This window comes from Endozoicomonas sp. (assembly GCF_031844845.1).
Classification (GTDB): domain Bacteria; phylum Pseudomonadota; class Gammaproteobacteria; order Pseudomonadales; family Endozoicomonadaceae; genus Endozoicomonas.
Map to the genome: position 1 here is coordinate 1 of NZ_JAVRMB020000103.1, position 14,928 is coordinate 14,928.

Annotated in this window: 12 protein-coding genes; all 12 read left to right on the forward strand. The window is 46.7% G+C overall.

Annotation, left to right across the window (positions count from 1 at the left end):
* A partial coding sequence (locus RM811_RS04885; protein ID WP_402521350.1) for an anaerobic sulfatase maturase occupies window positions 1-1,203 on the forward strand: 1,203 nt, incomplete at its 5' end.
* 144 nt (window positions 1,204-1,347) lie between these two features.
* Window positions 1,348-2,367 carry an AAA family ATPase gene (locus RM811_RS04890; protein ID WP_402521352.1) on the forward strand — a complete coding sequence of 340 codons (1,020 nt, stop codon included), beginning with the start codon at window positions 1,348-1,350 and terminating at the stop codon, window positions 2,365-2,367.
* Window positions 2,368-2,385: 18 nt separating this feature from the next.
* Window positions 2,386-3,312, forward strand: coding sequence for a DUF58 domain-containing protein (locus tag RM811_RS04895; protein WP_402521354.1), 927 nt, complete (start codon window positions 2,386-2,388; stop codon window positions 3,310-3,312).
* Window positions 3,312-3,809, forward strand: coding sequence for a DUF4381 domain-containing protein (locus RM811_RS04900; protein ID WP_402521357.1), 498 nt, complete (start codon window positions 3,312-3,314; stop codon window positions 3,807-3,809). The genes RM811_RS04895 and RM811_RS04900 overlap by 1 nt, the downstream gene beginning before the upstream one ends.
* Window positions 3,802-4,935, forward strand: coding sequence for a VWA domain-containing protein (locus RM811_RS04905; RefSeq protein ID WP_402521359.1), 1,134 nt, complete (start codon window positions 3,802-3,804; stop codon window positions 4,933-4,935). Before RM811_RS04900 ends, RM811_RS04905 begins: the two co-directional genes overlap by 8 nt.
* Window positions 4,932-6,572 carry a VWA domain-containing protein gene (locus RM811_RS04910; protein ID WP_402521360.1) on the forward strand — a complete coding sequence of 547 codons (1,641 nt, stop codon included), beginning with the start codon at window positions 4,932-4,934 and terminating at the stop codon, window positions 6,570-6,572. Before RM811_RS04905 ends, RM811_RS04910 begins: the two co-directional genes overlap by 4 nt.
* Entirely contained in the window at window positions 6,569-7,912 is a 1,344-nt protein-coding gene (locus tag RM811_RS04915) for a hypothetical protein (RefSeq protein WP_402521362.1), read from the forward strand. The genes RM811_RS04910 and RM811_RS04915 overlap by 4 nt, the downstream gene beginning before the upstream one ends.
* A gap of 288 nt (window positions 7,913-8,200) precedes the next feature.
* A complete protein-coding gene (locus RM811_RS04920) occupies window positions 8,201-8,890 on the forward strand; it encodes a hypothetical protein (RefSeq protein ID WP_402521364.1) in 690 nt (229 codons plus the stop codon).
* A 678-nt stretch (window positions 8,891-9,568) separates the two neighbouring features.
* A complete protein-coding gene (rsmA, locus tag RM811_RS04925; RefSeq protein WP_402521367.1) occupies window positions 9,569-10,369 on the forward strand; it encodes a 16S rRNA (adenine(1518)-N(6)/adenine(1519)-N(6))-dimethyltransferase RsmA in 801 nt (266 codons plus the stop codon).
* A gap of 40 nt (window positions 10,370-10,409) precedes the next feature.
* Entirely contained in the window at window positions 10,410-11,225 is an 816-nt protein-coding gene (locus tag RM811_RS04930) for a symmetrical bis(5'-nucleosyl)-tetraphosphatase (RefSeq protein WP_402521369.1), read from the forward strand.
* Between the two features lie 171 nt (window positions 11,226-11,396).
* Entirely contained in the window at window positions 11,397-12,617 is a 1,221-nt protein-coding gene (locus RM811_RS04935; protein ID WP_402521371.1) for a type II secretion system F family protein, read from the forward strand.
* 1,082 nt (window positions 12,618-13,699) lie between these two features.
* Window positions 13,700-14,668, forward strand: a complete 969-nt coding sequence (locus tag RM811_RS04940) for a hypothetical protein (RefSeq protein WP_402521373.1) — start codon at window positions 13,700-13,702, stop codon at window positions 14,666-14,668.
* Window positions 14,669-14,928 lie beyond the last annotated feature (260 nt).

Genomic DNA, 14,928 nt, shown 5'->3' on the forward strand with positions numbered 1-14,928 from the left:
CGTTTTCATGTAATGTCCAAGCCCGGTGGTTCAGCATGCAACCTGGATTGTCAATATTGTTTTTATTTGCATAAGGAAGATCTTCTGGAGCAGAAGCGTGAAGAGCGCATGAGTTTTGAGCGGCTGGAGCATTACATCCGCGATTATATCGAGAGTCAGGACGGCGAGCAGATTGTCTTTTCCTGGCAAGGTGGCGAGCCGACGTTATTAGGTTTGGATTACTATAAAAAAGCGGTGGAATTCCAGAAAAAATACCAGCCTGCCGGTGTCACCATAGAAAATGATTTGCAAACCAATGGCATTATGTTGAATGACCAGTGGTGTGAATTTTTAAGCAAGAATAACTTTCTGGTGGGTTTGTCCATTGATGGCCCACGGGAGATGCACGACAAATATCGTGTGAGTAAAAACGGTAAACCGACCTTTGATCTGGTGATGAAGGCGGTAGATCGCATGAAACGCCATAAGGTGCGTTTTAATGCGCTGGCGGTCATTAATAACCATAACGTGAAGTATCCGCTAGAGGTGTACCGTTTCTTAACAAAGGAACTCGGTGCTACCTATGTTCAGTTTACGCCTTGCGTAGAATCCAAAGATTTCACCACCACGGCTCCGCAATTTTGGCAGGAATCCGATTTGCCTGTGGTGGGCGATCCCCGATGCCAACCCACCCACCCGGAATCCATAGTGACCGACTGGTCTGTGGATGCCAATGATTGGGGACACTTCCTGAAAACGGTGTTTGAAGAGTGGGTTAATAACGATCTTGGTCGTGTACTGGTGAACCTTTTTGAAACCGCCGTTGCCCAGATGATGGGTAAACCATCGCAGTTGTGTGTCACTGCCGAGTTTTGCGGTAAAGGGTTAGCGGTTGAGCATGACGGTTCTGTGTACTCCTGCGATCACTATGTCTATCCCGAGTATCAGCTGGGACATATCGATAATGATTCTCTTGCCAATCTGGTTTTTTCCGAGCGGCAGAAATCCTTTGGCTTATCCAAGCGAGACACACTGCCTAAAAAATGCAAAGAGTGTCGTTATTTAAAACTGTGCTGGGGTGAATGCCCTAAAAACCGCCTGTTAAAAACCGAATCAGGCGAAGCGGGCCTTAATTATCTCTGCCCCGGCATTCAGGATTTCTTTGCATACGCTGCACCAATGCTGATGGGTATTGTGACATTGATCAGACAAGGCAAGCTGTAACAGGCGAAGCCGGATTCAAGATCGGATAACTCGCCTTCCCTGGCCGCTATCGGTAGTCAGAAAGAACAAGCGGGCGGCGTATTGTGGAAAGCGAACATAGAAAATAGACAAGCTGTTGTATGGGGGTGTTGTATGGGGTGTTGTATGGATAGTCGGGAACAAATCTTCGAATTGGAGCGACAGGTCAGTCGTTCTGTTATCGGTCAGGAAAAAGTCATTCGATTCCTGATTATTTCACTGTTATGCAAAGGCAATGTATTGCTTGAAGGATTGCCCGGACTGGCGAAAACCCGTGCCGTACGCAGTCTGTCAAAATATCTGGACAGCACTTTCCGGCGGATTCAGTTTACGCCGGACTTGTTGCCATCGGACGTTACGGGTACCGAAATTTATGTAGGCGATAAGGGATCTGCTGACGCTTCTGGCTGTTCTTCTAACAATGGTTTTGAATTTATACCGGGGCCTTTGTTTGGCAACCTGATTCTGGTTGATGAAATCAATCGGGCGCCCGCCAAAGTGCAATCGGCTTTGCTTGAAGCGATGGAGGAACGTCAGGTAACGGTTGCCGGTACAACCTATCCTTTGCCTCGTCTGTTTATGACAATGGCTACCCAGAATCCGGTAGAACAAGAAGGCACTTACCCTCTACCGGAAGCACAGCTTGATCGGTTTTTGATGAAAATCGATATTGATTACCCGGACAAGGACAGTGAGAAAGCGGTTTTACGATTAGTGCGTGGTGAGCAAAAAGAAGAAGCTTATGCAACATCACCATCTGATCGGAAAGAATCGGAAACGCTTTTACTGTCTCAGGATATTATTTTTTCAGGATGGCAATCCGTCGCCAATATCCATGTATCCGAAGCGATTGAGCAATTGATTGTTGATATTGTCCATGCCACTCGTTATGGCAGTAATTATTCAGAAGAGCTTGGTCAATGGATTTCGGTGGGTGCGAGTCCCCGGGCCAGTATTTCTCTGGAGCGTGCAGCAAGAGCCAATGCCTGGCTGGATGGTCGTGACTTTCTGTTGCCTGATGATGTATTTGCCATTATTAAACCGGTGCTGGGGCATCGTATTTCCCTATCCTATAAAGCGCTGGCCAGTGGGAAAAAATCATCGGATATCATTGATGAATTACTGAAACATATTGTGGTTGGTTAACCCCGGGAGTAAAGAAAGATGTCTGATCAGGGGATCTATGTTGATCTGGGGCAACTGTTGGCGATTGAGCATCAGTGTGCCCATTTAGGCCTTAATAGCCATAAAGCGGTTAATACCTTATTGCAAGGCACACGACGTTCAAAAATCAAAGGCAATGGTATTAATTTTGAAGAAGCCCGACCGTATCAATTGGGCGACGATGTACGTCATATTGACTGGAAGGTAACCGCCCGGCTGCAATCCACCTATGTAAAGGTATTCACGGAAGAACTTGAGCGGCCTGTGATTGTCATGGTGGATCAAAGGCAGGATATGTTTGCCGGTACCCGCCACATGCTAAAGTCCTATGCCGCTGCCATGGTGGCCGGTTACTTTACCTGGATGACGCACAAAGCGGGCGATCGTGCAGGCTTTGTACTGTTTGATGATCAACAGATTGAGATGACGCCGGTTAAAGGTCACATAGCGCACTTGATGCGATCATTCGATCAGTTAGTGTCATTCAATCGGCGACTGTCTGCCAATAACCACGTTATCTCCAATGAAGCGCAGCTTGAAGCAGCTCTGGCAAAGCTTCAGGCTGTCAGCGTACACGACGCTATTGTTGTGTTGATCAGCGACTTTATAGGATTCAATGAGGCCTGCCTGCACCGCATTCATTCTTTGCAGCAGCACTGTACGGTCATTGCCGTGCCTATCCATGATTATCTTGATCAGCACTGGCCGGATGCCGGTGAATACCTCGCCTGTCAGAACGGGCAATTTGGACATTTTAATCTGTCAAATCCTGCCGTGAACCGTGATGTGCAACAGCTTATCGCCCGGCGCATTGAAACCACCGAACAATTAATTGCTCAGACCGGAGCATCTACGTTGCTGATTAATACCGACAGCAGTGTTGAAAACCAGATTCGAACCAGGCTAAAAGAAGCGGGGCTGCTGTAATGAAACGTACCTTTATTGCTGATATTGCTCATGATGCTTTGCCATATCTGGATCCATTGAATACTTACGAGCATGCACAATTGAATGAACTGCCTGATCCGGCTGCTGTTAGCTGGTGGCCACAAACTGCGGGTTGGTGGTGGCTATTACTGGGGGTGGCTGTCTGCCTGTTCCTGGTGTTGCGTAAATGCTGGATTATCCATCAAAAGAACACATGGCGTCGGGACGCATTAATTGAATTAAAGGCCATGGAAAAAGCCGGAGATTTAACTCAGCTAAACAGTTTGATCAAACGTATTGGCTTATTATTTTTCCCCCGCAGGAAAATCGCAGGTAGCAATCACACCGACGTGTTTCATCGACTGGGTTTAACGTTGACTCAGGATCAGAGTCTACTGATTACCTCCAGTACCTATAAATGTAATAAACCTATAAATCCTTACGACGATCTGTTTGTAATTATTGAGCGATGGATTAAGGAGCTGCCTAATGCTTGAGTGGGTATCTGCGGTGCTTGCATTTCAGCTGCAGAATGCCCTGTGGTTGTTATTGTTGCCGGTGCCTTATCTTTGGCGTATGTGCTTAAAGCAGGGTGCGCTTGCGTCACACTGGCAGCGCTACTTTCCTGCTTACCAGCCCCGTCAGGATGTGCTGCGATTGCCCTTTCTGGCTCGTTTATTGGCGCAGGGTGGGCAGAAAGTTGCTCGGGTACAGCCCGTTAAATCGCCGATTTTACTGGAAAAAATAATTCGTTTGTGTGTCTGGACGCTTTGTGTCATCGCCGCGGCAGGGCCTTATCGCATTGAACCTCCGGTTATACAAAATGTGGCGGTTCGGGAAGTGCTGTTAGCACTTGACGTGTCCGGCTCTATGGATATTCGGGATATGGTTGTCGCCGATGATTCCGGTACGGTGCAATCACGAATGGATGCTGTGATCGAGCTGAGTGATCAGTTTATTGCAGGTCGTCAGGACGATCACATAGGTCTGGCGGTGTTTGGCAGCAGTGCCTTTCCCCTGGCGCCATTCAGTCAGGATTATAGAGCACTGCAGCAAAAACTGAACGACTTGTACCCGGGAATTGCTGGTGATCAAACCGCTATTGGTGATGTTATTGGTGTTGCCATTCGGTTGTTTGAAACCAGTGAAATGGAAGACAAGGTACTTATATTGTTAACCGATGGTAACGATACCGCTTCCGAACTTCCTCCCGAGGTAGCGCTGGAGCTGGCAATAGAGCACGGAATAACCATTCATACCATTGCCATTGGTACCATTGCTACTGATGATCAGGCCTTACAGGAAGAGGTAGTGGATCTTGCTTTATTAGACAGACTGTCTGATAAAACCGGAGGACAACGGTTTATGGGGGAAAACAGGGAAGAATTGCAGCAGATATTTTCTGCCATTGATGAATTGATGCCCCATGAACTGGCAACCTATAGTTGGTCTCAGCATGCGCCTTTGTACATGATGCCTTTAGGACTTGCCATGCTGATGCTGGGATTATTGGTTGTTGTGGCTTTTGTTGTGGCTTTTGTAAAGGGTGTTGTTAAAGGGCAGTTAAACCGTAAGAGAGGTGCATCTCTTTCTGATGTTGTTAATGATGGAGTGATGCTGTGATTGACAGTTTGAGCCATTTTCATTTTTTACGTCCTTTCTGGTTATTGGGTACCCTGTTTGCTTTTCTGGTGTATTTGGGGATGCGTGTTCAACCCAATGAACGATCAGATTGGCGTCGTCTTCTTTCACCCCGGCTGTTTACTGTGCTGAATTTGAGCACCGGGGGAAAGGCAGGCATAAAACCCTTAACCGTTATATTGCTGTTACTTGGGATAGGTTGTGTTGCCGTGTCAGGGCCAAGCTGGAACCGTCAGGTTCCACTGGAGTTTGATGAACAATCTGCCATGGTCGTAATTCTTGATAGTCGTTTATCCATGTACGCCACCGACGTTGCACCCACCAGAATGGCAGCAGCACGTCAGAAAATACATGATCTGATCCAGTTAAGACCCACTGCCCATGTTTCAGTGATTGCCTATGCCCAGTCAGCTCATATCGTATCGCCATTGTCCAATGATCGTGCGTTTACCCGCTTGTATCTGGATGCCCTGGAGCCTGCCATTATGCCAGCAACAGGTCGTGGCAATAACCGCTCTGAAGTCAGTCACCTTGGACGAGCGCTGACGTTGGTTAAGGATGTATTACCTGAAAACCGCTCTGAACTACCATCCAGTGTGTTAGTGATTACTTCTGGTTTATCACAGGCTGATCAAGCGGCATTGGAAGATTATCAGGCAGACGCTTCTTCATCACCGTTGCAAATACTGGCGGTAGGGACGGCTGCAGGTGGTTCGCTACAACCGGTTAACGGGTTGGCTTTCAATCAATCGGTTGATACCCGAATGACCACAGAGCCGTTTTTGGCCTTAAGAAAACAGGGCGTTCCAGTGACATTGGTAAGCCATGATGGCGCTGATATCGAAAAGATAAGTGGTCTTTTGCGCAGCAATATCCTTAATGCCACCAATGAAAATCCTGAATTTAAATGGCATGACAGAGGCTACTACCTGACAGGGTTAGTGCTAATGCTGTGTGCGTTTTGGTTTCGAAAAGGTGCAACGGTTTTGGGCTTGGTGCTGTGTGTGACGTTGACCCTTAATCCTGACACCGCAGAAGCCAATATGGATTGGTTTTTTACACCGGATCAACAGGGTGAAATAGCCTGGCTGCAGGGCAATTATGCCAGGGCTGCGACGTTATACGACACGCCTTATAAAAAGGCATTGTCTTTCTATCGCAGTGAGCAATATGAGCAGGCGTTACGGCTCTTTCAAACAATGGATACGCCGGAAGCCCTGTTCTATCAGGCAAACAGCTACGCTCAACTCAAGTATTGGGATCAGGCTTATGAGCTGTTATCGCGGCTTATTGAGCGAACACCTGACAGTATTGAAGTGCGGGATAATTATGCCCGGGTGTCGCTTATAATGGAGCGATTGATCTTTTTACGAGAGCAACGACTGATGGATCAGCAGAGTTTTGATCCCAATGATTTTGATAAAGAAGCAGATATTACAGAAAGTGAATTAGCGGAACAGGGCGTGGAGGCAAGAATAGAAGCAAACTACGCTGAACTGAATCCATCCGGTTGGCTGGAAGGATTAAGCATCACACCGACGCTGTTGTTGAAAAACCAGTTTTCCGCTCAGTTTAACAATTTGAGTGAAAAAAACGACGTACCAAAGGAGGTAAAATGAACTATCGGTCTTTTGGATTATTATTGTCTCTGTTGTCGTTTACTGTGGTTGCCAACGCTAATGACCCCGAACTGGTTATAGAAAGTACACTTCGTCCTTTATCCCCATTAATAACCGATAAAAGTGCAGGTATTGAACGCATCAGTGTTGTGCCTAAACAGCCCGTTCGTCTGGATATAAAGCTGGGCTCTGATCGCTGGTTTACCGCACCTCCCCACATGCCGTTGTGGGATATGCCCGGGGCGGTTGTGGTGGACAGTAAAGAGCAGTCGGGCAACTTTATCGAGAGGCGTGAAGGTAAAACCATCAGTGGTGTGAATCGTTACTATCATGTGGTTCCCCGGAAAACCGGGCGTTTGCGGATGGCACCACAGACTATCACCTTATTTCCCGCACAAACCGATCAATCGTATACCGTGAAAAGCCAACCGTTATGGCTGGATGTACAATTACCCGGGGGCATTAATGATCTGGAGCGTTTTTTACCGGCCAGTGAATTAACACTCAGTGAGTCGTTTAATACGCCGCAACGGCACTTGGATGATGAAGACCGGGGCTGGGAAGTCGGTGATGCCATTATCAGAACCATTACGATAGAAGCTCAAGGTGTGATGGGGCGATTTATTCCCTCGGTTCACATAAAAAATAACGGCATGAATGCTTATGCGGCACCCGCTAAAACAGAGGATATTCTTGAACCAAGAGGACGTTTTTTGGGAGGTAAAAGAACCGAAGTGTGGACGTATCGATTGACTGATTCAGGCCGTATTGAATTGCCTGCAGTTGAAATTGAATGGTGGGATACGACGAATAAAACACTGAAAACAGCAATATTGGAATCTATTTCCTTGACCGTTGCGCCTTCTCGTTATCAAGGTGATGAACAGGTGCTTGATGATCGCTGGTTATCAGATTTAAAGGGAAATGGCAGTAAACTGTTTCTGTTCAGTGTGTTGTTGGTGTCGTTGATAGTTTATGGCGTGAGTCGTCGTGAACGGTTCCTGCATAAAGTGAATGAAATACAAATTCAGGGGAAGCATCATTATCAGTGGTTTAGAAACACCGAGATCATTTTATTCTTTGGTTTGCTAATCTCGTTATTAACCGGCTCAGGCAGTAGTATCACCCGATACCATCGGTGGAAAAGCAGGTTGCCACAGCAGCAGGTTGTAAATATCGATATCAGAGAGTGGTCTGTTTACTGTTTCAGCAATGATCAGTCCGGCGCGATCTCCAAAGCAGGCATGATTAAAAGACTGATTGTTTTTCGATTCAGGATGATGATCAGGAATATTAAAAGGCGACACATCCGGGTTTTGCCAGACCTCAATGGGCTATAAATTTTTTCCAGTAAATATAACTTTTTGCGTCACCATTGAATCAATCGGAGAATGTGCTGGCAATGCACTGCCAGTGCGTAGTTGTTTTCCTTAATGGTGTAATTTTTGCAAGCTGGCAGTTTTTGCCTTTCTTTATTTTGATGATGGTCGTGCAGGAAATCGGTATTTAAAAGCAATACATTTCGTCACTGTTTTGGCAGTGGCCTTTGTATTGTCATTATAAATATTTTCTTAGCCTTCAATGCCACAACAATTCCTAAATCGTTGCATTATAGAAAGATAGTTACCATGAAAACCATTAAAACTTTATCCATCCTTGGTATGGCGCTGTTAATGACTGACGCGCAAGCATTTGCTGAAGAAAAACATCACGAAGATCCAACCCGAATTGTGACAAAAATCGGAATAGGCATTAATGATAACGTCTCGGTATCCGGCTCTTTGGGGCTTGATGATGCACGCATGATGTCGGCACGTATCAATGACGAAGGAGAGTGGCGACTGGGTGGCTCCTGGTTGTTCGATGTCGGTATTGTTAACTTTAACTTCAGTCGTACGGACTATGATCACGGTTCCTATAGTAAAAAATACAGTGTCGGTACATTTGTACCCCTTAGTCATTTCGGGATCGAACCTGCAGGCTGGATGATTTTCCCAATGGCCGGTTATAACTACAGTAATGGTAAAATCGCGACACCTGAAGACAGCGATGTTGGCTCAGAATATTATTTAATGCGTAATAAAAGCCACGGTGCTTACCTGGGCGCATTTGGCGTCAAACCTTTAAATGACAAGTGGAGTGTAATGGCCTTTGGTGGCGGTGGTGCCGGTTCTAATAATTATTCCAGTTATTGGGGCGGTACTGGCATGAGTTATAAGGTCAACGATAAAAATTCGGTGAATTTTTATGGCTTTATCTCTGAAGATGATTTTGGCAGTAGTAATAAAATTGGGGCTTCGTATTCCCATAAATTTTAATCGACTTCAAGCTGAAAAGCGGAGTTATCTATTGCAGTTGAAATAAAAAGCAACGAACGCAACAAGCCCTGCCAGACTTGGCCTGTGCTGGTCTTTTGGTCGCAATAACACAGGCATTTTCCTGTTTTCAGGGCGGTGTATTGTGTTTAGGACTTGCATAAAGGCAGCTTGAGCCTTGGATCATAACAACGAATGTTGCGCTCGTTGCGGTTTTAATCAAGAGTGAAGGTAACGGAAATAGTTTTGTTGCTGCTGGATGCGGGTGCAATTAAAAGTGTTACACAGCTGTAACTCCGTTCAGGAGGTCAAGGCCCTTATCTGTGTACGGGAACACCTCCGCTGTCATTGTGTACAGGGATTGTACACAATCCATCTGGCAGGGATTATCCACAGGGCCTAAAGGCATAAAAGCCATCCATCGGCAGTCACCTCCCTGTGGATGGATCCTGTACAATCTCGGTAATTGCTCCTGCTTTACTCTCCCTCCTGCATCCATGCAGTCGCCTGTACAGGATGACAGCGATCAGGGAACACTTTTAATTACACCCTTCACGGATAGGCTGCTGGCCAAAACCACAGCAGGGCGTTATTATCGCCGGTTTGGCAGGCATCCATGGACTCCCTTTTCCATGGGCGTTTTGTCATGAAAAGTTTCCCTCCAGGCGAGCAGTAACCCTCATGTCTCAAACAGAAGTCCCTTATCACAAGGCCCGCAAGCGTTTTGGCCAGAACTTTCTCCATGACCATGGCGTAATCAATGAGATTATTGCGTCTATTCACCCCAGACAGGGTGAGCATCTGGTGGAGATTGGCCCCGGCCAGGGAGCACTGACAACCGGTATACTGGAGCGTGCTGGCGAGCTGGACGTGGTAGAACTGGATCGGGATTTGATTCCTTCTCTGCTGCTCCGTTTTGGCCTGAACCCAAATTTTCGAGTTCATGAAGCGGATGTCCTGAAGTTTGATTTTACCAGTCTGAAAACTGATGAACGCCCTTTAAGAATTATTGGTAACCTGCCCTATAACATCTCAACCCCGCTGATTTTTCACCTGTTAAGCTTTGAGAGCATGATTCAGGATATGCACTTCATGCTGCAAAAAGAGGTGGTTCAGCGACTGGCAGCCAAACCCGGTAAAAAGCACTATGGCCGACTGGGTATCATGACCCAGTACTACTGCGAAGTAGATTACCTTTTTACCGTAGAGCCAGGGGCATTCAGGCCTGCACCAAAGGTTGACTCTGCCATTGTGCGCATGACGCCCCATCGCGAACTTCCCCACCCCTGCAAGGATGTTGAGAAACTGGCACAGGTTGTTCGTGACGCTTTCAGTCAACGACGCAAAACCATCCGTAACACCCTGAAGCCGCATCTCAAGGTGGAAGAACTTGAGACACTCGCCATCGACCCTTCAGCCAGGCCTGAAGTATTGACCCTTGCCGATTTCGTCCGGATTGCCGATTATCTAATCGATAGATAACCACTAAAAACGCTTCAGGACTCTCTCGGGAAGAAAGCTGATGGCAACTTACGCAGTTGGGGACATACAGGGTTGCTATGATCCTCTGCGTCGCCTGTTAGACAAACTCAAGTTTAATCCAGCACACGACACACTCTGGGTTGCAGGCGATATGGTCAACCGTGGGCCAGACTCCCTTGCCACCCTCAGATACCTGAAAAGTCTTGGAGATAGCTGCATCGCGGTTCTTGGGAACCACGACCTTCATCTGCTGGCTATCTCCTGTGGTATTCGCCAACAGAAAAAGAAAGATACTCTGACCAGCCTGCTGGAAGCCCCCGATGCCCATGAACTGATTCACTGGTTACGCCATCGCCCCATGCTTCACCACGACGCCGGTCGGAAAGTAACCATGGTTCACGCAGGCATTCCTCCGGTATGGACTATTGAGCAGGCCACTGAAGAAGCTCAGCAGTTAGAGCAGGCGCTCCGCTCAGAGGATTACGTAAAATGGTTGAAGAAAATCTTCAAAAGCAGCAAACCCAGCCCCTGGGGTAATGAGCTTAAGTTGAAGAAAAGGTTGCGACTGACGGCATCCTACCTGACCCAGATGCGCTTTTGTGATGCTTTTGGAACCCTGGATTTTGAAAGCAAGGGAGCCTATCCCCAAAAAGGGTTCGCACCCTGGTTCAGTTTTTCCCAAAGCCCCTGTTTTAACGAGCAGATTATTTTTGGTCACTGGGCGGCCCTGGAAGGCATGAGCGGACATGACAACATCCACGCCATTGATACCGGTTGCGTCTGGGGAAAGCACCTGACCGCCATCAATGTGGATAGTTTTGAACGGACCGAAGAATTAAGCCAGGAGGCTGATTAATGGCAGCCTCAAATTGACCGAAACAAACAGTAATCAGTTCTCATTTTCAGAGGATTATCAGTATTTGTGATCGCTCTGATATAAACTTGGGGAAAGTGAACTTATAATCTGCCAGACAAGCAGAGCGCTTTTCAGGAACACTCTTCAGAACAGCTATGGACCGCGCATAATATGGCCGCAAAACCAAGTAAACTCGTCACTTTTGTCTGGCAGGGGAAGGACAAATCCGGCCGCAAGACCAAAGGGGAAATGCAAAGTTCCAGTATGGCGCTGGTCAAAGGTGAGCTAAGAAAACAGGGTATTCTGGCCACAAAAGTGGGTAAAAAGAGAGCCTCTTTTGGGCTGGGGGGAGGCAAAAAAATCACCCCTATGGATATAGCCCTCTTTACCCGCCAGCTGGCTACCATGATGAAAGCCGGTGTTCCCTTGCTGCAGGCGTTTGATATCGCTGCTGAAGGCCTTGACAAAGAGTCCATGCGAGACCTGGTCGGCAAGATCAAGAATGACGTCGCCGGTGGTAGCACTCTGGCTGACTCCCTGAAAAACCATCCCGATTATTTTGATGACCTTTACTGCAGCCTTGTGGCTTCTGGTGAGCAGTCTGGTGCGCTGGATACACTGCTTGACCGAATCGCGACCTATAAAGAAAAAACAGAGGCACTGAAATCCAAGATCAAGAAAGCCATGAACTACCCTATTGCGGTCGTCTGCATTGCCATGATTGTCACGGTTATCCTTCTGGTTAAAGTGGTTCCACAATTCGAAGAGGTTTTTCAGGGCTTTGGTGCTGAGCTACCTGCTTTTACCCAAATGGTTATTGGCTTGTCAGAAGCGGTCCAGAGTTATTGGCATCTTGTTCTTGCCGGTCTGGTCATCTTTGTTTTTTTAGCAAAACGCACTTTAAAAAAATCCAAGGCTGCCAGAGATAGCCTGGATCGTTTTGTACTGAAACTGCCTATTATTGGTGACATACTGGATAAGTCCGCCGTTGCGCGCTTTGGGCGAACACTGGCGACTACATTTGCTGCCGGCGTCCCCCTGGTCGATGCCCTTGACTCTGTTGCCGGCGCAGCGGGTAACGTTGTTTATGCGGATGCTACAAAAAAAATCAAAGAGGATGTCTCTACCGGCCAGCAGCTTCAGTTTGCCATGAAAAGTTCCGGAATTTTTCCATCAATGGTGGTGCAAATGGTCTCGATCGGTGAAGAGTCTGGTGCACTGGATGAAATGCTCGAGAAAGTCGCCACTTTTTATGAAGATGAAGTGGATAACATGGTCGATGGACTTACCAGTCTGATGGAACCGATTATTATGTCGGTCCTGGGTGTTCTTGTGGGCGGATTGATTATTGCCATGTACCTGCCGATTTTCCAGCTGGGTTCTGTGGTTTAAAAAACCTCAAACTTTTTATCATTCGTTTCAAACTAGCCAAAGGGGTGACACAAGCCCCTTTAAATACAATAAGTTAAACCACCCAGCCTTTTCCAAACTCAAAAAACAATCGTTTCAAAAAACCTAAAACCATCAGAATTTCATCACACTTTTAAAAAGTTTCATGCTCATCATTCTTCTCGGTCTTACCAGATGCTTTGGACCGATGATATTTCCCAATCCACGTGTGCACGGGTATTGATATTTACACCGAGATCACGAGCGGTTTCAGTTACAGGCTGACCTGATTCTACAGTCAGCTTCTTAGGGTGGACATTAAGGATGTATTCGTTGGCCTGCTTATGTTTCGGCGTAGGTCGGTTTCCGAAGGAAGCCGACTCGTGACCCAACCGCCGTGTACTTATCAAGGTTTGGAGGTGTCGGCGGGTTCGGTTGTCGGCTCCCCTGAACGGGGGCTGATAAACATGCTCCTCTCTTTGCCAGAGTAAGCAGGTCTCTATTGGTAGGCGATTTGAGGCCGCTTAATGTCTACCTTAAACAGTCAGCTTAACAGCCGATTCTTTGAACTCAGCCGAATACGTTTTTGACTTCTTTTCTGACATCTGGACACACCTTAATGAGGCTCTGATATTACCCGTGTTTGTATGTCCGGAAAACTATAACCACTTTATGGGTGAAATGGTTTGTCATCAGCAGATAGCAATGGGGATGTGTTAAGTGATGAGAAAAGTAAATTTGTTCTTATCCACAATTTCAGTGGATAAGACGGTATAAAACCTGTTGGCTTTTTTGAGCCTGACTTTAAAAATAGATGTTCAGCATGGTGCGGAACTTTATTTCTGATTTTTTTGAACTGTTTCTGACGGAAAATGTCATAACGATTATATGTATCACAGAAATAGAGTATAAAAATCATGGAACCAGCAGACCTCAGACCCTTCCCCGACCATAATGTAGCTGCTGGGGCAGGTGCAGGCGGCATTACCAGTCCCGCGACCGTCGAGGTACCGGGCACTGGCCGAAAAGCGGCTCTTGGTGAGGATGATCCTAAAGGTTTTATGGCTGGCCAACCATTCAGTACAGTGCCTGAAGATAAACCGCTGGATGCCTTTAAAGTAGCCAGTCCGGACTCTGGGATTAGAGATAGTTTAAAAAAACTGCTTGGAATCCAACCCGTGAATGACACTGAGTGGGCAGAGGCCTCTGGAAGTGTTACTAAATGGGCAGACAGTGATAACGTTGCCTACGCAGTAAAAATGGTTTCATCCTGTTCGGGGAATGCAGGCTGGATGAAACTGGAAGGAGATACAATCTCTATCCTGGAAATGGCTGAACATCAATATATCGTCAAACCCCACTCTTTTTTACTATGGAACCCACAGAAAAAAAGCCATTCAATTGTACATCAGTCCGGAGATATTCTCGTTGAACGTCGCGCTGACTATCAGATCAGGGCTATTGTTTCTTCCTTGGTGGATGGTAAAACTCTCTCTGGGCAGATTCGCTCAGAAGAAAAGTGTACTGGTGTACAACTGGCTCTTGATGTCAGTTCAGATATCGTCGAAGCGTTAGAATATCTGCATAAGAAGGGCATTGATTGCCCTGATTTGAAGCTGGGTAATATTATTTATCAGAATAAATATAAGCTGATTTGTTCCGGTCCAGAGCCTTCCCATTCTGTTTTTTTGGGGGAGGCGTATGATAAATATGCTTACCCGTTGTCATTTGGCCTTCTCTTGTTAAACCTTGCTACAGGTCATGATCCTTATAATTACCCAATACATGCAAAGGATGATATCGAGAAAGCAGGGCGTCAGTTCAAACGCTTTGTCAGCTCGCCTTGGGTGGGAAAGGAGCAGTATCTTAAAGGACTGTATCCTGAAAAAGTCAAAGAGAGCCCAGAGCTCTTTGAACTGATATATAAGCTTATGGAGATGAGTGACGAAGGGTGCAATCTTATACAAGCCAATATGAGACTCCACAAAATAAAAAACAGCGAGCAAATCGAAAGCTCAGGTCAAAAGACTTACGGCATTACATGGTTTCAATAAGTTTGACGAATTGCAATCATCACCCCGCTCGTCCTGAAGCCTGTCGAAGGGGGTACTCTGGCACCATAATAGATCGTGCCAATCCCCTTCGACTCCGCTCAGGGTGAACAGCGATTGTAAAGGTCAATCTCACTGAAATGATGAACCAGATTTATTGGCGCTTACGTTTCAGTTCATAATCTGCTCACTCGGCTTCACCCCGATTCACCACTGTAAGCCGCCACTGTAAGCCAGCCAATACACCAACCATTACAACACCC